Below are 22296 nucleotides of genomic sequence, written 5' to 3' on the forward strand. Positions count from 1 at the left end.
TTGGTGTTTAAATGCTATCTTTATTTTCTTACTTGATCGAAAACCCCACTGCACTTTATCTTGCAGTTGGGCTTTTTAGTTTATGCATTGGTAGTTTTCTGAATGTTGTCATTTTTCGCACGCCTCGAATGATGGAACAGGAGTGGCAGCAAGAATGCCAAATGTTACTCCACCCTGAACAACCGATTATTGATCAAAGCAAGCTCAATTTGAGCCAACCCGCCTCGACTTGTCCCAAATGCGACTCACCTATCCGTTGGTACCAGAATATCCCTGTGATCAGCTGGCTCCTGCTCCGTGGTAAATGTGCGACTTGCCAAAATCCAATCAGTATCCGCTATCCTTTTATTGAACTGCTCACCATGGTCTGTTCATTGGTCGTGGTTGCCGTATTTGGTGCAACAGTACAAATGTTGTTTGGCTTGGTTTTAACCTGGGTATTGATCGCATTAACTTTTATTGATTTTGATACACAATTATTGCCAGACCGTTTTACCCTTCCCTTGGCAGCCTTAGGTTTAGGCATTAATAGTTATGCGATTTATACCAGTGCCAGCCTAGCTATTTGGGGCTATTTAATCGGCTTCCTCTGCCTCTGGATCGTGTACTACGTCTTCAAGCTAGTGACTGGTAAGGAAGGTATGGGCTATGGCGATTTCAAGCTACTCGCAGCGTTAGGTGCATGGATGGGACCAATGCTACTCCCCCTTATTGTGTTACTCTCCTCTATAATTGGTGCAGTTATTGGTATTATCCTGATGAAAATGCGGGGCGAAAATCAACCTTTTGCATTTGGTCCATATATCGCAATTGCAGGCTGGATCGCCTTCTTATGGGGTGATCAAATCATGAAAGTTTATTTAGGTGGTTAATATGAGTTTTATCTTGGGAATCACAGGTGGTATTGGCAGCGGCAAATCAGCGGCGACACAATGGTTTGAGTCTCAAGGTATTACGGTTATTGATGCTGATGTGGTAGCAAGAGAAGTGGTCGAGCCAGGCCAACCCACACTTAAAGCAATTCAGGACAACTTTGGCGATTGGGTACTATTGGCCGATGGCAATCTGGATCGACGGGCGCTGCGTGAGCATATTTTTCAATTTCCAGAGGCGCGTCAAACTTTAGAAAAAATCACCCATCCTGCCATTCGCCAGTCCATTATTCAGCAATTACAACAGGCTGAGAGTCCATATGTGATTTTGGTTTCGCCCCTACTATTTGAAACCAATCAACATCAACTCACTCATCACACGCTACTTGTTGATGCTGATGAACAAACGCAATTACAACGCGCTAGCCAACGTGACGGACAAAGTGAAGAACAGATTCGAAAGATTATTGCAGCACAAATGCCACGCACTCAGAAACAGCAATTAGCCAATGATATTGTACTTAATGATGGTCTGTTAGAGCATCTTCACCAACAGCTCAAACCCTTGCATTTCAGTTATTTGCAACGTGCAGAGCATTGTATCTAGCCTTGTTTCTGCTGCTCCAGCTGCGTAGTCAAACTGTCTTTGCGAAACCAACGCCAAGGTTGTAAAGCACCAATCCCCATTCCAACCAAGCCACAAAGAATCGCTGCATTGAGGGGTTCATTTAATAATGGAACAGCCACAATCGCTGCAATAAATGGCGCCAGCGTTACAATACTCCCTGTCTTAAATGCACCTAAACGCTCAATTGCAGCCACATAACTTAAGGTCGCCACGATCACCACCAAAATGCCATGAAAAAGCCCCTGAATCACCAGATGAATCGGCTCTGCATCTTGAAAATGTTTTGGAATAAATAATAGATAAATCGGAAAATAGAGAATTGCAGACCAAATCACTACACCTGCAGTCGAATGCCACGCCGATAATTTCCACTGTTTTAGCAGGACGGTGAAAAGCCCCCACCATGCCGCACTGATAAAAAGAAGCAGATCTCCCCACCCCAATGCGGCGGCCTGATCATGCAGCATTAAATAACTCATGAGCGCCAATGCACCCATCATAATCACCAAACTCAACCAAGTATTTTTATCAAAGGGTTGCTGAAACAGCAAATAGGCTGCAACAGCTGTACACAGTGGAATACAGCCATTGAGAAAAATCGCCGCATGCGCTGCTGGAGCATGTAAGAAAGCGGTATAGACCGTTAAGCAATAGGCCAAACCACCGATCAATGCCAAGATGACAGGACGTGGGTGCCATAAAAAGGCAAAATCTTTTTTATAGATTAATATAGGTATTAAAATCAGAGAGGCAATTGCAAAGCGCATTGCCATCAAATCCCACACACTGACGTGCCAATGTGCATTGAGACGGGAAAAAATAGTAAATCCCCCCCAAATACACATGGTGATAAAGACAAAGAAATAGCCTTGTGTACGAGCAGTCATTTGAGCTTACATGAACAAGATTGGGTTAAATTATACACCAGCACGTTGGCGGCATGCCTCATAAAGTGCCATCCCAGTTGCCACACTCACATTCAAGCTTTGTAAATCGCCCAACATTGGAATATAAACCGTATGATCGCACTGTGACTGGGTAATCGGCCTTAAACCTGTATCCTCAGCGCCCATCACAATCACCACAGGTCCATTGAAATCACACTGATGAATCGGCAATGCCTTTTCATCCAGCATGGTCCCAATCACTCGGGTATGGGTGGTGTCTTTTAAGTGTGCAAGCGTTCGCGCAAGGTTGGTCACCTGAATAAACTTCACTTTTTCAGCCCCACCTGCCGCAACCTTACGTGCTGTCGGCGTTAAGCTCGCTGAACGATCGCGCGGGACAATTACCGCCTGTACACCCATCGCCGCTGCCGTACGAATACACGCACCCAGATTATGGGGGTCAGTCACTTGGTCGAGCGCCAACAACAAAGCATCTGGTGATTGCTGTAGCAATTCGTCCAGATCTTTTTCATTCAAGGTGGGATGCGGGCGAACTGCTGCAACTACGCCTTGATGGAAAGGTAAACCTGCCAATTTTTCCAGACTATCTCGACTGGCTTTTTGAACACTGATCCCAAAAGGTTCTGCAAGCTGCAAAATTTTTTGCAGACGCTGATCATCACGACCTTTTAAGGTAAATAAAGTCAAAACACGTTCAGGCTCCAACTCCAACAATGACTCCACTGAATGAACGCCATAATAATATTCAGGTTTCGCCATGAACGACCTCTTGCAGTATTCCCTCTGATAGAAAGAAGGATAATTAGGGGAATTTTGAAAAAATAAAAATCCTGCAAAGCAACTTTACAGGTGAGGAGCTGTTATAGCTCCGCAAGGGAACTTAATAAAAAATCCTGCAAAATGACTTTTACAGGATTTCCATTAAATCTAGTGTACTCGATTTAGACAGGAATAGGTTAGCCTTCTAAATGACAGACATAATCGAGTACTTCATCTGCTTCGATGTGGAACATACTGTTCCCAGGCACGTAAAAAGACTGGCCTGCACGAAATAATTCACTCTCAGCACTATCTGCAATTTTTACACGGCATTCACCAGAAATAATTTCCATACGCTCTGGAACGTGTGTTTCAAAAGTCAAAGGCTGTTCAGTGGGTAAAATTACACCTAAAGTCTTTTTTGTACCATCTTCAAATTGTACTGTATGGCTAATACATGCCCCACCAAAATACACATTCGATTTCTTAATGACCGTTACATGATCAAATTGCACTGAACTCATGCGTACTCTCCAAATAATGCCGCATTTATATTAGGTTATGCTGGACGTAGTTTAATTGTGCCGTGACAACTAATCAATCCATTTTCTGGGCTAAACGTAGCAATTTTCATACCTGAGCTCAGATAAGCAAAGTGAAACTTTGCCTGAGCGCAAGACGAACAGCTTTGCTGTGAGTAGCGAAGATAAATAACGCGAAACTTTACCCGGGCGCAAGACGAACAGCTTTGCTGTGAGTGGCGAAGATAAATAAAGTATGAGAAGCATCGCTTCGCAAGGTTCGAACACAAAACCTTGTACCATAGATGGTGCATCAGCGACGACTGACGCACAAATACAAAGCGAAATCGTATCTTAAGCCCATAAACAATCAGTAATTCCTCAGTAAATCAGGAAAATCCAGTATTCCGCACTTGTCGTCACTTTAAAACTTCTCTATCTTTAAGCAAAAGATTCCGTGCATTGGATGCGTTTATGCTCACCCATTTAACTTTAATTAATTTTGCACTCGCTGACCATTTGGCTTTAGATATTGAACGAGGCTTCAATGTGCTGACTGGTGAAACTGGTGCAGGAAAATCATTATTGTTAGATGCACTTTCTGCGTGCTTAGGCGAACGTACCGATACCAATTATGTACGTTATGGTGCAGACAAAGCTGATGTCACTGCGGTATTTAGTTATCAGCCTGAAAGCGCAGAAGCGCATTGGCTGACCGAACATGAACTGGATGATGATTCAGGTGAAATCCATTTAAGACGTGTGATTTTTGCCACAGGCCGCAGCAAGGCTTGGATCAATGGCCGCCCGAGCAGCTTGGCCGAACTCAAAGAAATTGGACGCCTGCTGGTTCAACTGTATAGCCAGCACAGCCAGCAACAATTACTCGAACCGCCTTATCCTAAACATTGGCTCGATCGTTATCACAACTTTGCCGAACCTTCGCAAGCAGTACGTGATGCCTATAGCACATGGCAACGAAATATTCGCCAACACCAAGCCGCTTTAGATGCGCAAGCGACACGTATTCAAAAAATACAGCGCTTAGAATTACAAATTGAAGAACTGGAAGACGTTGTTCAAACCGATTATCGTGAAATCGAACAAGAGTTTGATCGTCTCAGCCATCATGAACATATCATGCAGGACTGTAGTTATAGTCTCAATGTCCTGGATGAAGCCGAGCAGAATATTACCCAAGAAGTTGCATCAATCATTCGTCGTCTGGAATCTCATGCGGGTCGTAGCGAACAACTCGCCAATATTTATAACTCCTTGTTAAATGCACAAAGCGAAATAGACGATGCAACCGCAAGCTTACGCCAGTTTATTGACCGTCAAAGCTTTGATCCTGAACGCATGGAACAGTTGAATGCAACCCTCGAAGTGTTCCATCGTCTGGCACGTAAACACCGCACTCAACCCGAATTGCTCAAACAAGACTATGAAACTTGGCAACAAGAATTAGAGCAACTGCATCAGCTGGAAGACCCAGAAACCTTGGCAGAACAAGTTGAGCTTTCCTATCAAGCCTTCATACAAGCTGCTCAACATTTGGATGACATCCGTCGCGCGGCGGCGGTTCCATTGGCAAAACAACTGACTGAACAAGTGAAGCCACTCGCACTTCCAGAAGCACATTTTGAGTTTAAATTTGAGCCACAGGAACCGAATGCCGAAGGACTCAGCTTTATTCAACTATTATTCACAGCCAATAAAGGCATCCCGCCACAACCGTTGGCACGCGTTGCCTCAGGCGGTGAGTTATCCCGTATTGCACTAGTGATGCAAGTGATGAATGCAGAGAAAACCGAGTCTGAAGTACTGGTCTTTGACGAAATTGACGTCGGGATCAGTGGTGGTACTGCTGAAGTCGTGGGACGCCTATTGGCTGATCTGGCTCAGCATGTACAACTGCTCTGTATTACGCATCAAGCTCAAGTTGCAGCCCAATCCGACCAGCATTTATTGGTGAAAAAACAACAAAGCGATCCAGCCAGCAGTACCATTCTCGAACTGGATGAAGATCAACGCATCTTAGAGTTAGCACGTATGTCGGGTGGGGTCGAAATTAGCGAAACCACTTTGCAACATGCTCGACAACTACGTCAGCTTAAATTCCAAACGGCCTAATTAAAGCGATAAAATTTCAGAAAAAGATTGGCGAAATCCGATCAACTCTTGTATGTTGATAAAAAGAACCTATATAGATAGATCAGCATAATATATTGATGGAGAACCGCCTAGGTGACGAAACAATACTTAACTCACCGTTGTCTCATCGCTCCACCAGACATGGCAGATGACTTTTTTGCCAATACTGTCATCTATGTTGCACGCCATGACGAAGACGGCGCCCAAGGCATCATTATCAATCGCCCTTCCGACTTACAAATCAAAGAACTCCTCAATGATTTAGAGATTGATGCCGACAATGTCCATCCACATGCTGTTTTGCAAGGTGGCCCATTACGTCCAGAAGCAGGCTTTGTCTTGCATACTGGTCAGCCGACTTGGCATTCATCGATTGCGGTCGGTGAAAATGTCTGCATCACCACCAGTAAAGATATTTTAGATGCAATTGCACATAACGAAGGTGTGGGACGTTATCAAATCGCCTTAGGCTATGCCAGCTGGACGAAGAACCAACTTGAAGAAGAAATTGCACGTGGGGACTGGCTCATCTGTGAATCAGACATGGATCTGATTTTTAATCTGCCCTATCACGATCGCTGGGATGCTGCCTACAAAAAAATTGGTGTAGACCGTACCTGGTTTGCCTCTGAGATTGGTCATGCCTGAGATGCAGAGTTTCCAATCCATCATGGCATTTGATTTTGGCACCCAAAAAATGGGGATGGCGATGGGTCAATCCTCAATTGAAAGCAGCAATCCTCTGCCCTTATTCCCGATGAAAGATGGTATTCCAGACTGGGATAAATTATTAAAGATTGTCAAAGAATGGCAACCGAATCTATTTATCGTGGGTTTACCGCTGAATATGGATGATAGTGAATCTGAGCTCTCTGCCCGTGCACGGAAATTTGCGCGTCGTTTACGTCATCAAACCAATATCGAAACCTGGATGGTGGATGAACGTTTGACGACACGTGAAGCCAGAGAAGAACTGGAGTCTTATCAAAGCAAAGGACAGGCAAAACGTTTATCGGCAGATAGTTTTGCAGCGGCATTATTGATTCAGAGTTGGTATCGTGATCCTGCGGGGATTACACCTTAAGACAGAATTTCCCAAATATTTGATCACCTCGCGGTATTAATACCGCGAGGTGATTGTATAAAACACAAAACGACAAGCTTAATCTCAATTAAAATCTTTAAGCTAAGTTGAATTATTTCTCGATAATTCGAACCGTCGCAGTACGTCCCGAAACAAAAGCCAGCGGATTTTGTGGTTGTTCATCCAAGACAATTTTCACAGGTACACGTTGTGCCAAGCGCACCCAACTAAAGGTTGGATTGACATTGGCCAATAAGTTCGAACTACCCGAACGTTCACGGTCTTCAATCCCGGTTGCGATACCTTGTACATGGCCTCGAATGCGTTGCTTATCTCCCATCAACTGGACAGTTGCAGCATCACCGACATGAATACGGTTTAATTTGGTCTCTTCAAAATAACCCACAACATAGAGTTGATGGCGGTCTAATAAAGCAGCAACGGCTTGCCCTACCTTCACATAATTACCAACACGCAAATCAAAATTCGATAAAGTCCCGTCCGCAGGTGCGACCACTTCAGAGCGATTCAAATTCAGTTGCGCCAAATGTAAATTGCTATTGGCCACTTCAATCAAAGCTTGCTGTTGTTGAATCGCCGCATTGGCTTGTTCAATACTCGCAGTTAATTGCTCGCGCTCAGCTACAGCTTGATCACGGGTCGCAAAAACTTGATCTTGTTCTTGCTTCGAGATTGCACCATCCATCAAGCTGGCATAACGTGCTGCATTTTTCTCCGCCAGTTTCATATTGGCTTCAGTTTTCACCAAACTCGCTTTTGAACCAGCCAGATTTGCATGCGCTTGCGCCAAACCGGCTTTGGCTTTGGCAAGATCTGATTTCGCTTGTTCAACATCCAAGGCCTGACGTGCGACATCAATCTTGAACAGCACTTGCCCTTTCTTCACGGTTTGGTTGTCTTGCACCAACACTTCAGTGACCAAACCATTCACATCAGAAGCGACCTGAATCACGTCTCCCCGTACACGTCCATCCCGTGTCCACGGTGCGGCGTTGTAGTAATTCCATAAATGCACGATGGTGTAAACAGCAATCACAACTGCAACGAGCAACACCATAGGACGTATAACTTTGCGCACATCAAATGCATTCATGTTGATGACCTCTACTACATTTCTTGACATCATTAAATTTTAAAATCAGCATCTTGTCCCAAACCTCAGGCCCATAGCCAAACAAAGAGGCAATGCACCAACAGCATCAGCCCCAAGTAAAAGCACAAGTTAAAAATGCTGGGCAACGCGATCCAGCCTTTGATGACCAAACGATCAATCCAGGGGCTGAGCAACTTAAACAGTACATAGGCAATAATGGCTTGTACCAAAAGGATCGGGATATAAATCCCGTAAAGATTCATTTCACCCATGAACTACCCCTAAACCAGATCTGTCCGAATCCATCTCTTGTATCGAGATATGACCAATACTTTCGCAAATATTATTCAGTGAAATGAGCAGTCGTTGCCGCAATTGCAGGTCTTCAATCTGCTGGGCAATCCCCTGTAAGCTTTCAATTTGCTGCACAATCTGCGTTGGAAAATGATGAATCGACAGTTGCTTTTCTTGTGCTTGAAAATAGTCCGCAAGCTGTTGCTGTAACTGCTTCAATTCATATTGTAGTTGCTGCAATTGCGGTAATTTTTGGCTAATTTCCTGCAAACGAACTAAATCAACAATCGAACTGCTTTCGATCAAGGCATTCTGAATTGCAGTCTTCACCTCAGGATTTTGCACCATTTTGCTATTCAATACCCCGACACGATCCAACATACTGCGTAAATGAATTTTGAAGTCACTGCCATAAGACAAATGCAAGGCTTGACGCATGGCTTGATAATGCAAAGCTAAAATTCGTGTCGCACTGGTATCTGGTGAAACAGCACGCACCAGATCAATCACAATCAGGGACACCAAAACGCCTAACACCATGGCAAAGGAACTATCCAGATAAGACACGGCATCCATGGTGTATTTGTTGTGTAGGTTCAGCCCCATCATGGTATTAATCCCAAGAACCATTCCTACAGGCATCAGCATTTGATTGGCCATCATGCTCACAGCAACCAGAAATACAGGAAATAAGACCAAGGCCAATTGCCAGAAATGTGTCACATGCGGAAAGATTCCAAAGGCATAGATAAAAACCAAAACTGCCGAGACAATACTGCCCCAGATAAAAATACGTAAGACCGGCACCGGATTATCCAAGGCCGTTAAGATACAAGCGGTAATCGCCCCCATCTGTGCCATCATAAAACCTGCTTTCCAACCGGATAGAATCCAGGCGGCAGTCACAATAAAGGTAATCAATACCGCGCTAATCCCCCCACGAATCGCAATGCCATGATCACGATGCAAACTTGGATATTTGGTGGTAATGGCGGTAATTTCAGAAGGAATCTCTTTGTTGCCCTGCTGAATCTGCTGCCAGATCAATTTCACCGCCAACATATTGGCAATGAAATGACGAACATCCATCTTCAAGGCGCCCAATACAATTTGCTGTTCAGCCGTAGCTTGTGCAATCAGTTCGGCAAAATCCTGTTCAAATTTTATGGGTAAACTTTGCAAATCACTGGCTTGCACAATGCGCTCTTGCTTTAAAAAAGCCAATGTATCCTGACGTATTCGGTCTAAATGCGGTGCCAGATTACTGAGTTGCATCTGTTCCAGCTGTTTGACCCGTTGCGACAAGGCCACCAGATTGGCCACCACCAAAGACACCTGATGCAGCATTTCCTGCAAAGTCTTGGTCATGCCTTTTAGCTCGCCTTTTTCATAAGCCAAATGCACGGCCAAGGCATGAATATCTGCCGTATCACGGGTAATTACCGACAAGATTTGGGTATAGTTTTCCGGGCTGTCTTGAACGGTAATTAATTTTTCAAAGGTACTTTCCAGATCATTCAGGGTTTTATTGACCCGCTGTTTAATCATGGCTCCGACATGTACAGGAAAAAAGGTGGCTGACACCACAGCAGTGGAAATCACCCCGACAGAAATCTCAAGCACACGCGCCAAAGCAATATCAAAAATATTATAGGTATCGATATAGGTAATGGCGTTGTAAACGATCATGGCCGTTGAATAACCCGCCAACATAAAGACATAGCTTCTTGCCGTACGATCTAGCAATGAGACATATAGGGCAAAACCCACCCACAAGGACAAAATAAGGGTAAATAGCCACGGCGTGTTAATGAAATGAGGGGTCAGTAACAAGGCGATCATCGCCCCTGCCGCTGTACCCACCAGCCGATAGACACACTTTGAAGACACCATACCCGAATAAGGACTGGCAATAATCAATACCGTACCAATCGACCACATCGGATTAATCAAATCCAGTTCAAACGAGATAAACAGTGCCAACATGCCTGCGACGAATGTTTTGCACGCAAAGATCAGGTCAAGTCGACTCGGTCTAAAAGCCAACAACTGTTTAAATAGCATGAATATGTCTCTGTTCAGCGTCAGTTTGATCACTCATCCCATCACCAAAAAAGTGACAAGTATCCTGACTGATTTGAAATCATTCAGATCAGGGCAATCAATATGAGTAAAACTGGATATAGGGAGTGATACACAATGTTGGCTATTTTCAGGAATTTCTGCCTAAAAATAATTATCCACATAAGACATTGCGTAGCTTATTTTTTCAAAATAGAGTAAATTAGTCAACATAAATTATCACCATTTGATAATTTTTAATTTTAATCTAAAATAATTGCGACAAAATTCGATGTTTTTCTCAACATCGGCGTTAATTTATTGATCTCGGATGATCAGGTTTAAAAGTACATACACGATCTTTCGCTTTTCTGTTATAAAGCAATAAAAGTTCGGTTTTCACGTTATTTTGTAAGGAGTAGGCATCCCATCATGGCCATTTCGAGTTTTGGTAAAATTCTTACTGTGCTGGATTTATTTTCAGTTTCACGTCCGATTATCAATGTCGATATCATTTGTGATGAGCTTGCGCTATCCAAACCTACCGCCTATCGTTATCTCAAAGAACTGGTCTCGACGGACATTTTAAAACGGATTAGCGGCACCTCAGGGGACTATACACTCGGCTCCAAAATTGCGGTTTTAGATTATATTTCTCACAGCACTGACCCGCTGATTCAGATCAGTATCCCCTTTATGCGTGATATCGTGGAACGTACGGAATTGTGCTGTTTATTGACCTATTTAAATCATGATTATTGTATCGATCTACATCATGAAACATTTAAAGATGCAGAATTACTGTCTTTTGGCCGAGGTTGCCCGCGACCCGTCTATGTCGGCGCGTCACCGAAAATCGTGATTGCACACTTAACCAAACAACGCATTCAAGCCTATTATCAGCAGTTTTCGAAAGAATTAGCACAAGTTGGGTTTGCACAGACTCAAGATGAGTTTATTCAACAGATGCGCAAAATCAAAAAACAAGGGTTCTACTTATCGCAAGGTGAGATTGACCCTCAACTTTGCAGCTTGTCAGTTCCGATCCGTTTTTCAAGCAAAGAAGCGCCGATTGCGCTTACTTTAGTGGCATCAAAGAATCGTTTTGACTTCATCAACATTCAAAAGTTAATTGAAATTTTGCAAAATAATGCAAATCAAATTGAACATAAATTTGCAACGCTGTCGGAGAGCCAAGGCAACCCGATTTGAGAATATTAAAAAACATTTACATTTTACACGGTTGTAAATATCAATAAATTCTCATATGATGATTATGTTCTTCAGCATACTCTCCCAAAAGAGCATGACTTTCCTCAGAGAACTAAGCTCATCGTTGTATGGGCTTTTTTCTTGTCTGAGCGTTCGTCAGGCAATAAAAAAGCCCTCTCAGGGGAAGGCTTTTAAGTATTCGTTTTGAATAAAATTAGGGCTGTTTCAAATAAGGCCACGCCGCTTTCATATAAATAAACATCGACCATAACGTTAGAATCACTGCAGCATACAGTAAAGCATAGGCCCAGATTTCCAATGGTTTCCAGTTCAATAGGAACACACTAATCGCAATCATTTGAAAGGCCGTTTTATATTTGCCGACGGTTGACACTGCAACACTGGTACGTGCCCCTAATTCAGCCATCCACTCACGTAGCGCAGAAACCGTAATTTCACGTGAAATAATCACAATTGCGGCAAAGGCCATTGAAATGGTTGGTTGCCATTGCACCAAAACTATCAGTGCGGCAGCAACCATTAACTTATCTGCGACAGGATCTAGAAAGCGTCCAAAGGCAGAGGTTTGATTCAGTGTTCTTGCCAGATAGCCATCAAACCAATCGGTCACTGCTGCCAGAACAAAAATCGCAGTCAGTACCATATGGCGCATCATTCCCCCATGATGCTCAGCAATACCAATTGCTGGCGGCCAATAAGCAATCGCCAAAAAAACAGGAATTAGGGCTATACGTGCCAAAGTTAAAATATTCGGAATGTTCAGGATTCGCCCTGTACTCATAAACACCGCCATGTTGTTCGCATCAAATATGCATGGTGCACAAAGGATGTGCCGAGATTGTATCCACGTGTAGGCAACTTTATACGAAATGTATCGCAGTGTCGACTAGGCAAAAACAGCAACTGTCTGTCTAAGCACCGCAATTAAACGGTTTTGCTGATCCCACACATGAGCATATTCAGTTGAATAACCATGCTCTGCATATTCAGTCACCACTTTATACTTCAACCAGTCCTGAATTTGTCCCACAATCGGTTGCAAATACGTGATCTGCCAAGTTAATGAACTGGCAGGTGCAGGAATCTTAAACATCGGCAACACGCCTGGCGGCCAGACATCCATTAAGACAAACAGATCAGCCAACTGCATCTCACGGTTCGGATGTAAACTTGGTGCAAACCGTCCCCAGCCCCCAAAGTCAGGCACTTTACTGCCCGCCATTGGATAGCTCCCCTCTGCCCAACACAATTCAAAATGCTGTAAACACTCAGGCATTAGCCCTTCAAGATAGAAGGTCTTATCCAGCTGCTCAGCTGTTGGATAATCAGGTACTTGCACTAAATTCTGAACATGAATACGTGAATCTCGTTGTGTACCAAAACTGGCAATCAAGATCGTTTGAACGGCATCATCCTGCCAAAGTCTGACTTCTAGACTGGTGACTGATTTTCCTTCGCGTAATACTTCAGCACTGAGTCGTGCTTGTCCTTGCTGTACTGGACCGACAAAGGTGATATTACAGCTTAACAGTTGCTTTGCTGCATCTTGTACCACACTCAATGCCTTCTGAAGCAGCAGCCCTGCAATCAAACCACCAAACACTGTACGACCTTGTAACCAGCCCGATGGAATATCAATCCATTCCTGTTGTTCAACCTGTTGATAGAGCGGAAGCAAGGCCATCATTTTTCCTTCATTATCGAAACACTTTATCTTTAAATGTTTTTAAGCATTTGTGAATGATCTTAAGTGCAAGAGTTGTTGGGAGATTTGGTCAATCGGTCTGATTATTCATGCAAAATTTTATAAATGGTTCTGGCCAAAACCTCACCGAGTCCAGGCACTAAGGTCAACTCATTTTCCGAAGCCTTTAACACTCCTTGTATACCGCCAAAATGCGTTAACAAATCGCGACGGCGTTTCGGCCCCAATCCCGGAATGGCCTCCAGAACTGAGCTACTACGGCGCTTATCACGCTTGGCACGATGCTTGGTAATGGCAAAACGATGTGCCTCATCACGAACCTGTTGAATCAAATGCAAAGCTTTATGGTCCTCTGGCAACTGAATCTTGGTACCATCGGTAAAATGCAGCGTCTCTAATCCGGGTTTACGCCCTTCCCCTTTAGAGACCCCAATCATAAAGGCATCTAGTTCAAGCTCCTGCATGACCTCCATTGCCATGTGTAGTTGTCCTTTACCGCCATCAATCAATAATAAATCTGGCAACATATTCTTTTTATAGCGACGAATTAAGGCTTGGCGCATGGCGGCGTAGTCATCACCCCCCGTAATGTCCTGAATCGCAAATTGGCGATAATCACGCTTTCTTGCTCCCCCCTGATCAAACACGACACAAGAGGCGATCGGGGCTTCACCCATGGTATGACTGATATCAAAACATTCAATTCGGTCTATCGGACGTCCTACCACCTGTTCAAGTTGGTGGAAGCGTTCATTCAGTTCCAGATGATTACTGAGCTTACCTTTAATCGCATGTTGCACATTCATTTGTGCCAGTTCTAACCATTCGGCTCGGGTCTCTCGTACTTTATGTTTAATCTGCACTTTTTTATTAAAGGTTTGCTGTAAGCCTTCTTCCAACTGCTGCTGATCTGGCACCGCAACATTGACAATGAGTTCTGTCGGTACCTCATCTGCCACTTGGAAGTAAAAATTGGCCATGAAATCACTGAGCATTTGCCCCAAATCATCGCCCAACATATCCGGAAAATAGCTTTTCCCTCCCAGCATTCGCCCATTACGCACATACATAATTTGGACACAGGTCACCCCTGCTTGATAAGCAATCGCCAGAATATCGGCCTCACCTTTGATTTTAAACACCGCTTGCTGCGCCTGTACTTCCCGTAACAAGGCGAGACGGTCACGATAGAACACAGCTTTCTCGAATTCCAGCGCTTCTGCTGCCTGCTCCATTTTCCCGATCAGTTCTTGATTCAGCTCTTTGGTATCGCCTTGCAAAAAACGGATGGAGTTATCGACATCTTCCTTATAGTCTTCTGGGCTAATCAAACCGACACAAGGCGCGGTACAACGTTTGATCTGATATTGCAGACACGGACGTTTACGCTGTGAAAAATAGCTGTTTTCACATTGACGCACATTAAACAGTTTCTGTAACACCAGTAAGGTATCCCGCGCACTATAAGCACTTGGGTATGGTCCAAAGAACTTGCCGATTTGATGCTTGCCTTTACCCCGTCCACTGGCAATCCGTGGATAGGGTTTATCTGATGAGACAAAGATATAAACGTAAGATTTATCATCCCGCAACATAATGTTATAAGGCGGGCGATGCAGCTTAATCAGATTTTGTTCAAGCAATAAGGCTTCGGTTTCAGAACGCACCACCAAGCTTTCAATATCATAAATACGGGCAACCAAGGCCTGTGTTTTGGGATGCTCGATGGTTTTAACAAAATAGCTCGAGACACGGTTTTTCAGATTTTTGGCTTTACCGACATACAATAACTCCCCATCCTTCCCCAGCATTTTATAAACGCCAGGTAACTGAGTCATATGTGCGAGTATTTTTTCAATGTGTTCTCGAGCGTTTGGGTTCACGACATGCCTATTCTCTCTGTTTACCCCACATGATGTGATGCTTGCTTAATTTTTTTCAAGTTTTAAATGTGAATATCGTGTAAGCGCCAAGTTTATAAGTGATTTAATACTCCGAAAGCTTTTGATTTAAGGCCTGACAAAAAGTTTGTTTATCTTTAGGTGAAACCAAAATATGGCTTGTAACTCCATTTTTTTGATAATCAATACGTAAACGATCTAAAGATAAAGCAGGAGATGAAATTAAATTATGACTCGCAGAGATTTTGAGGATGTCTGACTTATTGATCTGCCATTTAAACAACATTGAACGGATAATTAAATGATGTTCGGTCACAATATAACGGGTATTCAATATCGGCCACCACAAGCATGCAATCGTCAGAAAGTGCACAACCGTATGCTCAGGATATTCCTGTAGCGTACCTTTCAGATACATCGTCCATAACAATTGCAATAACAAACCTGTTGTTGCAATCACGATTCCCCACAACCACCAATCAATTTTAGAACGAAATGTTTGCATAGATTTTTTCAAAATAAATTGTGATGAATTAAAACTATTCTATGCCATATTTCATAAAAAAACGCCCTTACGGGCGTTGATTTTATTCAGACTTAAAAGACATAAGGACGAATAAAAATAAGGAAGAAGAGACCCAGCATAATGAACCACTTCAAGAAATAGTACAGTGAGCGGTTCGATGCTTTTAATGCTTTTGCCTTGATACGAATCTGATAGACATAACCAAAGGCTTTATTTAAACCACCTGTCTGGTCGCCTGCTTCATTGGGTGAACTTGCCGCAGTCATGACTTTTTTACCAAACCAGTGATTAAACTTTTCCATAAAGCGGGTCTTTAATGGACGTTCAACATCGGCAAAGAAAATAATACGGTTTTGGTCAGTGGTATTTTCTGCATAGTGAATATAGGTTTCATCAAACACTACACTCTCACCATCACGCCAAGAATAACGCTCACCATCAACATCAATAAAACAACGATCATCATTCGGGGTGATTAAACCTAAGTGATAACGCAATGAACCAGCATAAGGGTCACGGTGGCGAACCAAACGGCTGTCTGGTGCAAGTTCCGTAAACATGGCAGCTTTGATCGTTGGCAAAGTCTTCAATAAAGCAGTCGTTTTTGGGCAAAGCTCAGCTGCAGATGGATGCGCAGAGTCATACCACTTCAAGTAGAAACGTTTCCAGCCTGTTTTAAAGAAAGAGTTAAAGCCCAAGTCATCATAACTACTTGATGCCTTAATCCCCCCTTTGTCATACAGCGCTCTGGCTTCATCACGAATCATTTCCCAGTTTTCATCCAAAACTTTTAAGTCCTGAAAATGCTGGGTGTCGATATACGGTTGATTCGGCACTTTGGAAAACATGTACATTAAAAAATTAATCGGTGCGAGAATCGTCGAATGGTCAAAAAATTGACGATAAAACGAATGCTTTACTTTACCACGGCGCTGAATGTACAACGCAGATATGATAAAAATCGCTAATATGATCCACTTAATCATAGATTACTCTATCTTCTTAGCTAAAAACCCAATGCCAATTTGATAACCAAATTTCAAAATCGCACAAAAAAAATAAGCCTGCTATTCTAACAAACTTGTCGACTTAAATACCAATTTAGGTTACCTAAATCGGACAAAAGCACCTTGCAAATTCCTGATCACAATCAAGGAGTAAACACTCTATTTTGTGCAAAAAATTTATTTTTATTCATGATTTAGCAATTCAAGTCCAAGCTTACAATAAATTGATGACCCTAGCGTCACGGCTTGATACAACTTGTTATGTCCTTTTTGGATATAGTTATCGTAAGATTAGCGAAGCATTTTTTGTGTGCATCACTGCACATACGCTTTATGACATCAACTCAGAATCCTCCACAACAAGGGAGATCAGGCATGATCCACGCTGGCAATGCCATTACCGTCCAAATGCTTGCGGACGGAATTGCAGAATTCCGCTTTGACTTACAAGGTGAGTCGGTCAATAAATTTAACCGTGCAACCATCGAAGACTTCCAAGCAGCAATTGCTGCAGTAAAAGCCAATAAAGAGATTAAAGGCTTAGTTGTTACCTCTGGCAAATCAACTTTTATCGTTGGTGCTGATATCACTGAGTTTGGCGATAACTTCGCTGCGGGTGAGCAAGCGATTGTTGATTGGCTTATGCCTGTACATGAAATCTTCAACAGTTTTGAAGACTTAGATCTACCTAAAGTTGCTGCAATCAATGGTACAGCGCTCGGTGGCGGTTTTGAAATGTGCTTGGTTTGTGACTACCGTGTGATGTCAGAGCAAGCACAAGTTGGTTTACCTGAAATCAAACTCGGTATCTATCCTGGTTTTGGTGGTAGCGTACGTTTAAGCCGTTTAATCGGTATCGATAATGCCGTTGAATGGATGGCAATGGCGAATCCGAAAAAACCTGCTGCTGCACTGAAAGACGGTGCTGTAGATGCGGTTGTTGCTGCTGACAAACTCCTAGAAGCTGCTGTTGATCTGGTTAAACAGGCACTTGCTGGCCGTTTGAACTGGAAAGCAAAGCGTCAAGAAAAATTAGATGCAATCAAATTGAACCCGCTTGAACAAATGATGGCGTTCAATACGGCAAAAGGTGCGGTACTTGCAAAAGCAAATCCTGCGCAATATCCTGCGCCAAAACTATTGCTTGATTCATTACAAGCAGGTGCGAACTCAACTCGTGATGACGCATTAAAAGCTGAAGCTCAAGGTTTTGCCAAAGCAGCGATTACCCCACAAGCAGGCGCATTGATTGGTTTATTCATCAATGACCAAGTGGTGAAGAAAACTGCGAAAAAATATGAGAAAGGTGCTCACCCAGTCAACCAAGCAGCTGTATTAGGTGCGGGTATCATGGGTGGTGGTATTGCTTACCAAGCGGCAAGCAAAGGTACACCAATCATCATGAAAGACATTGGTAACCCACAACTTGCACTCGGTATGCAAGAAGCGAATAACTTGCTGACCAAGCAAGTTGAACGCAAGAAAATGAAACCTGCACAAATGGGTGAAACACTGGCTCGCATCCGTCCAACTTTAAGCTATGACGAGTTTAAAGAAGTGGATATCGTGATCGAAGCCGTGACTGAAAATCCAAAAGTAAAAGAAATCGTACTTGCTGACACTGAAAAGCATGTTCGTGAAAACACGATCATTGCATCTAACACCTCTACGATTTCAATTACCCGTTTAGCGAAAGCATTACAACGCCCTGAAAACTTTGTGGGTATGCACTTCTTTAACCCAGTACACATGATGCCATTGGTTGAAGTGATTCGTGGTGAAAAGACCTCTGAAGAAGCAATCGCAACAACTGTAGTGCTTGCTCAAAAAATGGGTAAAACACCAATCGTTGTTAACGACTGCCCAGGCTTCTTGGTGAACCGTGTATTGTTCCCTTACTTTGGTGCATTCGACCTTCTTGTGAAAGATGGTGCGGATTTCCAGCAAGTGGATAATGTGATGGCGAAATTCGGCTGGCCGATGGGCCCTGCATACTTGATCGACGTTGTGGGTATCGATACAGGTGTTCATGGCGCAGAAGTGATGGCTGAAGGTTTCCCTGACCGTATGAAGCCAGACTACAAAGGTTCGATCGAAGCAATGTATGAAGCAAAACGTCTGGGTCAAAAGAATGACGTTGGTTTCTACAAATACGTGTTAGACAAGAAAGGTAAGAAAGCGAAAACTGTTGATCCAACAGCATACGAAATCATTGCACCTTTCGTGACTGGCGAAAAACGCGAGTTTGATAGCCAAGAAATCATTGACCGTATGATGCTGGCTTTCTGTAACGAAACCGTTCGTTGCTTGGAAGACAAGATCGTTGCAACTGCTGCTGAAGCAGATATGGCGATGATTATGGGTGTTGGTTTCCCTCCATTCCGCGGTGGTCCATGCCGTTACATCGACCAAACAGGTGTTGCTGAATACGTTGCACTTTGCGACAAATATGCACACTTAGGTAAGGCTTATGAAGCGCCACAAATGTTGCGTGACATGGCTGCTAACAACACAAAATTCTACGGTTAAGGAGCGACGTGAATGGCTACTTTAAATCCACGTGACGTTGTGATTGTTGATGGCGTTCGTTCTGCCATGGGCAAATCACGTAACGGTATGTTCCGCAATGTACGTGCCGACAGTTTATCTGCTGAATTAGTACGTGCACTTGTTGCTCGTAACCCGTTTGATACCAATGAAGTTGAAGACGTAATCTGGGGCTGTGTCAACCAAACTTTAGAGCAAGGTATGAACATTGCTCGTAACATTGGTTTATTGGCTGATATTCCTAAAACTGCTGGTGGCCAAACGGTAAACCGTTTGTGTGGTTCTTCTATGCAAGCCATCCACACGGCTGCTGCACAGATTGCGACTAACCAAGGTGATGTGTTCATCATCGGTGGTGTAGAGCACATGGGCCACGTAGGTATGATGCACGGCATCGACCTGAACCCAGAAGCATCTAAACACTATGCCAAAGCATCAAACATGATGGGCTTAACCGCTGAAATGTTAGGTCGTATGAATGGCATCTCTCGTGAAGAGCAAGATGCATTCGGTGTTGAATCTCACCGTCGTGCGTGGGCTGCAACTCAAGAAGGTCGTTTCAAAAACGAAATCGTGGGTGTTGAAGGCCACGATGCCAATGGCTTCAAAATTCTTTGCGACATCGACGAAGTGATTCGTGCTGATGCTAACCTTGAAGCATTCAAAGCATTGAAACCTGTTTTCGACCCTAAAGGTGGTTCAGTGACAGCAGCGACTTCGTCTGCTCTTTCTGACGGCGCATCTGCAATGTTGCTTATGTCTGCTGAGCGTGCTCAAGCATTGGGTTTAAAACCACGTGCTGTGATTCGTTCAATGGCCATTGCAGGTTGTGACGCTGCAATCATGGGTTATGGTCCAGTACCTGCAACTCAAAAAGCGCTGAAACGTGCTGGTTTCACTATGGCGGATATCCAAACCATCGAGTTAAACGAAGCATTTGCTGCTCAAGGCTTATCAGTGATGAAAGGCTTAGGCGTTTATGACAAGCAAGACATCATCAACTTGAATGGTGGCGCGATTGCATTGGGTCACCCATTGGGCTGTTCTGGTGCGCGTATCACAACAACATTGTTGAACGTGATGGAACAACAAGATACACAAATCGGTCTTGCGACTATGTGTATCGGTCTTGGTCAAGGTATCGCGACCATTATCGAACGTGTTTAATCGACACTAAGATAAAAAGAAAATCCCCGCATTTTGCGGGGATTTTTTATAAAGTTTCTATTTTTTTAAGCCATTCATCAAACCCTTTACATTTTTGTCTAATATCATCAATACCAATATCTAAGGCTATCAAAGACCCCATTAGTACCTTATCGTAAGTTCTATTTAAAGATATCAATCTTTTGCTTGGAGCAGTTTGTGAACTATTGTTAATATGTTCTGGGGTTTCAAACTGTTGAATAATAGATTCAACACTACTCAAATTAACATTTAGGTTATCTGCCACAGCTTTCGGGCTAGAAAATAATAAGCCTTCAAACTCATACATTTGAACATAAGGAAAAAACTTCCTAGTTATCTCCTGTCCTAAATCATTAATAACTTTTTCTTCAAACATTTGTTCTAGAATACTTTTTTTGTTTTCCAAACAGGTCTGATTCAAAGCTTGTTGTTTGCCTGGAAAATCTTGGTCTAATCCATAAAAATCAAAGAATGTAGTGCAATATGCATTACTATCACCTAGACGATTTCGAATATCTCGTAACATTCTTTGATAGTTAACAGCTCCACCTTTATGACCAGGTCGACCAATTAGAGCAGGTAATAAATAAATCTCATTATGACTAAAAATGGGCTGAAGTACTTCTTTTATAAATGTTTCTTCAGTTTGACCTTCACAAATAATATGTACTCTTACCATGCATCAGGTCTCCCACCCAAAACATTTTTTTCCCAAAGCTCCCCTAAAGAATAATCTTCCAGCCAATTTTCAAACTCATCAGAATTTAACTTTTTAAATTTTGTTCCTTCATGACTTCTTTCAACAATAATTAAATTATCAATACTAAATTGATCAACTAAAGGAACTGACTGTGTTGAAACAATTACTTGCATACGACTTGATGCAGTTTTTAACAAGCTGCCTAATAGAACGATAGCATATGGATGTAATCCCAACTCGGGTTCATCAATGATTATTGTTGAAGGTGGAGAAGGTTGAAGCAAAGCCGTAGCCAAGCATATAAACCTTAATGATCCATCAGATAACTGTGTCGGCCACAAAGCATAATCACTATTCTTTTGTTTCCACAATAATCGTATCTGCTTTTCTTCTGTAAACAATTCCTCAGGCTCAAGCACAAAATCATCAAAGTAAGGTAATACTAATCTGATAACTTTCACAATTTTTTGATACTCATCCCTATGATGAAGCCTAAGTTCATACAAAAAAGCTGCTAAGTTATCAGCTGCGGGTCTTAAATATTTATTATCATGTAATGAACATTTTCTTTTTACTGCAGCTGTATCTGTCGTATCGTGAAAATGATAAACACGCCAGTTTTTTAAGGATTCATAACAATAACTAATTACGGATCCCGGTCTAGATTTATCATATTCATCTTTTAGTAAAGACTCTTTATGTCCTGAACCCAAAGATGTATATTTCTCACCATAGTATGGACCGTCAAAATAAGTTTTTTCCTCTTTAAAAACTAGACTACCATCAACAGAAGACCTTAAATCAAAGTAATAACCATTGAGACCGAAACTCACAAAAGACTGTATTTTTTCACACTCTTTGAGTCCATTTGAAAGAATTCTTTCTGCTCCACCCTGTTCAGAAACATAGTACTGTAAATTTTTATCAATCATTTGCCCTAATAGGCGGAAATAACTAACCAAGTTACTTTTACCCGCTCCATTAGCTCCAATTAGTACATTTAAAGAGCTTAGAGGGATCTCTACATCTACTAAAGATTTAAATCCCTTTATTTTTAGACTATTTATTGATTTAGCATAAGTCATAAAAAACAC

General features: G+C 42.7%; 21 protein-coding genes. 8 read left to right on the forward strand and 13 right to left on the reverse strand.

What is annotated here, in order from left to right:
- Positions 1 to 11 precede the first annotated feature (11 nt).
- On the forward strand, positions 12 to 872 hold the full coding sequence (locus F907_RS01715) for a prepilin peptidase (RefSeq protein WP_016653222.1): 861 nt from the start codon (positions 12 to 14) through the stop codon (positions 870 to 872).
- 1 nt (position 873) lies between these two features.
- Complete coding sequence (gene coaE, locus F907_RS01710; protein ID WP_016653223.1) at positions 874 to 1479, forward strand: dephospho-CoA kinase; 606 nt, start codon at positions 874 to 876, stop codon at positions 1477 to 1479.
- On the opposite strand, the gene F907_RS01705 is transcribed toward coaE, so the two are convergent.
- From F907_RS01705 to ppnP, 3 genes are all read right to left on the reverse strand, one after another.
- A complete protein-coding gene (locus F907_RS01705; RefSeq protein WP_016653224.1) occupies positions 1476 to 2387 on the reverse strand; it encodes a DMT family transporter in 912 nt (303 codons plus the stop codon). The genes coaE and F907_RS01705 overlap by 4 nt on opposite strands.
- A gap of 30 nt (positions 2388 to 2417) precedes the next feature.
- A complete protein-coding gene (gene rlmB / locus F907_RS01700; RefSeq protein WP_005278530.1) occupies positions 2418 to 3167 on the reverse strand; it encodes a 23S rRNA (guanosine(2251)-2'-O)-methyltransferase RlmB in 750 nt (249 codons plus the stop codon).
- Positions 3168 to 3364: 197 nt separating this feature from the next.
- Positions 3365 to 3691, reverse strand: coding sequence for a pyrimidine/purine nucleoside phosphorylase (gene ppnP / locus F907_RS01695; RefSeq protein WP_004637677.1), 327 nt, complete (start codon positions 3689 to 3691; stop codon positions 3365 to 3367).
- A gap of 471 nt (positions 3692 to 4162) precedes the next feature.
- On the opposite strand from ppnP, the gene recN reads away from it, so the two are divergent.
- From recN to ruvX, 3 genes are all read left to right on the forward strand, one after another.
- Positions 4163 to 5821, forward strand: coding sequence for a DNA repair protein RecN (gene recN / locus F907_RS01690; RefSeq protein ID WP_016653225.1), 1659 nt, complete (start codon positions 4163 to 4165; stop codon positions 5819 to 5821).
- 114 nt (positions 5822 to 5935) lie between these two features.
- Positions 5936 to 6490, forward strand: a complete 555-nt coding sequence (locus F907_RS01685) for a YqgE/AlgH family protein (RefSeq protein ID WP_005278526.1) — start codon at positions 5936 to 5938, stop codon at positions 6488 to 6490.
- On the forward strand, positions 6483 to 6926 hold the full coding sequence (gene ruvX, locus F907_RS01680; RefSeq protein WP_005278522.1) for a Holliday junction resolvase RuvX: 444 nt from the start codon (positions 6483 to 6485) through the stop codon (positions 6924 to 6926). Before F907_RS01685 ends, ruvX begins: the two co-directional genes overlap by 8 nt.
- Positions 6927 to 7038: 112 nt before the next feature.
- Here ruvX and F907_RS01675 read toward each other — a convergent pair whose 3' ends face one another.
- The 3 genes from F907_RS01675 to F907_RS01665 all read right to left on the reverse strand — a co-directional run bounded on the left by F907_RS01675 (position 7039) and on the right by F907_RS01665 (position 10398).
- Positions 7039 to 8040 (reverse strand): HlyD family secretion protein, encoded by a 1002-nt coding sequence (locus F907_RS01675; protein ID WP_016653226.1) that lies wholly within the window; start codon positions 8038 to 8040, stop codon positions 7039 to 7041.
- A gap of 65 nt (positions 8041 to 8105) precedes the next feature.
- Positions 8106 to 8312: a DUF1656 domain-containing protein gene (locus tag F907_RS01670; protein WP_016653227.1), complete on the reverse strand. Its 207-nt coding sequence runs from the start codon at positions 8310 to 8312 to the stop codon at positions 8106 to 8108.
- Positions 8305 to 10398, reverse strand: coding sequence for an FUSC family protein (locus F907_RS01665; RefSeq protein WP_016653228.1), 2094 nt, complete (start codon positions 10396 to 10398; stop codon positions 8305 to 8307). Before F907_RS01665 ends, F907_RS01670 begins: the two co-directional genes overlap by 8 nt.
- Positions 10399 to 10827: 429 nt before the next feature.
- On the opposite strand from F907_RS01665, the gene F907_RS01660 reads away from it, so the two are divergent.
- Positions 10828 to 11607: an IclR family transcriptional regulator gene (locus tag F907_RS01660; RefSeq protein ID WP_005278514.1), complete on the forward strand. Its 780-nt coding sequence runs from the start codon at positions 10828 to 10830 to the stop codon at positions 11605 to 11607.
- 214 nt (positions 11608 to 11821) lie between these two features.
- Here the strand turns inward: F907_RS01660 and pgsA are convergent, their stop codons facing one another.
- The 5 genes from pgsA to lpxO form a co-directional block, all read right to left on the reverse strand.
- Positions 11822 to 12409: a CDP-diacylglycerol--glycerol-3-phosphate 3-phosphatidyltransferase gene (pgsA, locus tag F907_RS01655; protein ID WP_016653229.1), complete on the reverse strand. Its 588-nt coding sequence runs from the start codon at positions 12407 to 12409 to the stop codon at positions 11822 to 11824.
- 105 nt (positions 12410 to 12514) lie between these two features.
- Positions 12515 to 13312, reverse strand: a complete 798-nt coding sequence (locus F907_RS01650; RefSeq protein ID WP_016653230.1) for a thioesterase family protein — start codon at positions 13310 to 13312, stop codon at positions 12515 to 12517.
- A gap of 104 nt (positions 13313 to 13416) precedes the next feature.
- Positions 13417 to 15216: an excinuclease ABC subunit UvrC gene (uvrC, locus tag F907_RS01645; protein ID WP_016653231.1), complete on the reverse strand. Its 1800-nt coding sequence runs from the start codon at positions 15214 to 15216 to the stop codon at positions 13417 to 13419.
- Between the two features lie 103 nt (positions 15217 to 15319).
- Positions 15320 to 15739, reverse strand: a complete 420-nt coding sequence (locus F907_RS01640; RefSeq protein ID WP_016653232.1) for a PH domain-containing protein — start codon at positions 15737 to 15739, stop codon at positions 15320 to 15322.
- A gap of 92 nt (positions 15740 to 15831) precedes the next feature.
- Complete coding sequence (gene lpxO, locus F907_RS01635) at positions 15832 to 16746, reverse strand: lipid A hydroxylase LpxO (RefSeq protein ID WP_016653233.1); 915 nt, start codon at positions 16744 to 16746, stop codon at positions 15832 to 15834.
- A gap of 396 nt (positions 16747 to 17142) precedes the next feature.
- Between lpxO and fadB the strand changes: the two genes are divergently transcribed.
- Both fadB and fadA read left to right on the forward strand, forming a co-directional pair.
- Positions 17143 to 19296 (forward strand): fatty acid oxidation complex subunit alpha FadB, encoded by a 2154-nt coding sequence (fadB, locus tag F907_RS01630; protein WP_005278501.1) that lies wholly within the window; start codon positions 17143 to 17145, stop codon positions 19294 to 19296.
- Between the two features lie 12 nt (positions 19297 to 19308).
- Positions 19309 to 20481, forward strand: coding sequence for an acetyl-CoA C-acyltransferase FadA (fadA, locus tag F907_RS01625; RefSeq protein WP_016653234.1), 1173 nt, complete (start codon positions 19309 to 19311; stop codon positions 20479 to 20481).
- Between the two features lie 46 nt (positions 20482 to 20527).
- Here the strand turns inward: fadA and F907_RS01620 are convergent, their stop codons facing one another.
- Both F907_RS01620 and F907_RS01615 read right to left on the reverse strand, forming a co-directional pair.
- The gene (locus F907_RS01620) at positions 20528 to 21181 is read right to left on the reverse strand and encodes a DUF4276 family protein (RefSeq protein WP_016653235.1); all 654 of its coding nucleotides are present in this window, start codon (positions 21179 to 21181) and stop codon (positions 20528 to 20530) included.
- A complete protein-coding gene (locus F907_RS01615; RefSeq protein ID WP_016653236.1) occupies positions 21175 to 22287 on the reverse strand; it encodes an AAA family ATPase in 1113 nt (370 codons plus the stop codon). The genes F907_RS01620 and F907_RS01615 overlap by 7 nt, the downstream gene beginning before the upstream one ends.
- Between the last annotated feature and the right edge of the window lie 9 nt (positions 22288 to 22296).

This window comes from Acinetobacter colistiniresistens, from assembly GCF_000413935.1.
GTDB classification, from domain to species: Bacteria; Pseudomonadota; Gammaproteobacteria; order Pseudomonadales; family Moraxellaceae; genus Acinetobacter; species Acinetobacter colistiniresistens.

Coding starts and splice junctions, on each gene's coding strand:
- F907_RS01705 (WP_016653224.1), bottom strand. CDS start 2,387: ATGACTGCTCGTACACAAGGCTATTTCTTTGTCTTTATCACCATGTGT.
- F907_RS01650 (WP_016653230.1), bottom strand. CDS start 13,312: ATGGCCTTGCTTCCGCTCTATCAACAGGTTGAACAACAGGAATGGATT.
- F907_RS01640 (WP_016653232.1), bottom strand. CDS start 15,739: ATGCAAACATTTCGTTCTAAAATTGATTGGTGGTTGTGGGGAATCGTG.
- recN (WP_016653225.1), top strand. CDS start 4,163: ATGCTCACCCATTTAACTTTAATTAATTTTGCACTCGCTGACCATTTG.
- fadA (WP_016653234.1), top strand. CDS start 19,309: ATGGCTACTTTAAATCCACGTGACGTTGTGATTGTTGATGGCGTTCGT.
- ruvX (WP_005278522.1), top strand. CDS start 6,483: ATGCCTGAGATGCAGAGTTTCCAATCCATCATGGCATTTGATTTTGGC.
- F907_RS01675 (WP_016653226.1), bottom strand. CDS start 8,040: ATGAATGCATTTGATGTGCGCAAAGTTATACGTCCTATGGTGTTGCTC.
- lpxO (WP_016653233.1), bottom strand. CDS start 16,746: ATGATTAAGTGGATCATATTAGCGATTTTTATCATATCTGCGTTGTAC.
- fadB (WP_005278501.1), top strand. CDS start 17,143: ATGATCCACGCTGGCAATGCCATTACCGTCCAAATGCTTGCGGACGGA.
- F907_RS01670 (WP_016653227.1), bottom strand. CDS start 8,312: ATGGGTGAAATGAATCTTTACGGGATTTATATCCCGATCCTTTTGGTA.
- coaE (WP_016653223.1), top strand. CDS start 874: ATGAGTTTTATCTTGGGAATCACAGGTGGTATTGGCAGCGGCAAATCA.
- ppnP (WP_004637677.1), bottom strand. CDS start 3,691: ATGAGTTCAGTGCAATTTGATCATGTAACGGTCATTAAGAAATCGAAT.
- pgsA (WP_016653229.1), bottom strand. CDS start 12,409: ATGAGTACAGGGCGAATCCTGAACATTCCGAATATTTTAACTTTGGCA.
- rlmB (WP_005278530.1), bottom strand. CDS start 3,167: ATGGCGAAACCTGAATATTATTATGGCGTTCATTCAGTGGAGTCATTG.
- F907_RS01665 (WP_016653228.1), bottom strand. CDS start 10,398: ATGCTATTTAAACAGTTGTTGGCTTTTAGACCGAGTCGACTTGACCTG.
- F907_RS01620 (WP_016653235.1), bottom strand. CDS start 21,181: ATGGTAAGAGTACATATTATTTGTGAAGGTCAAACTGAAGAAACATTT.
- F907_RS01660 (WP_005278514.1), top strand. CDS start 10,828: ATGGCCATTTCGAGTTTTGGTAAAATTCTTACTGTGCTGGATTTATTT.
- F907_RS01615 (WP_016653236.1), bottom strand. CDS start 22,287: ATGACTTATGCTAAATCAATAAATAGTCTAAAAATAAAGGGATTTAAA.
- F907_RS01715 (WP_016653222.1), top strand. CDS start 12: ATGCTATCTTTATTTTCTTACTTGATCGAAAACCCCACTGCACTTTAT.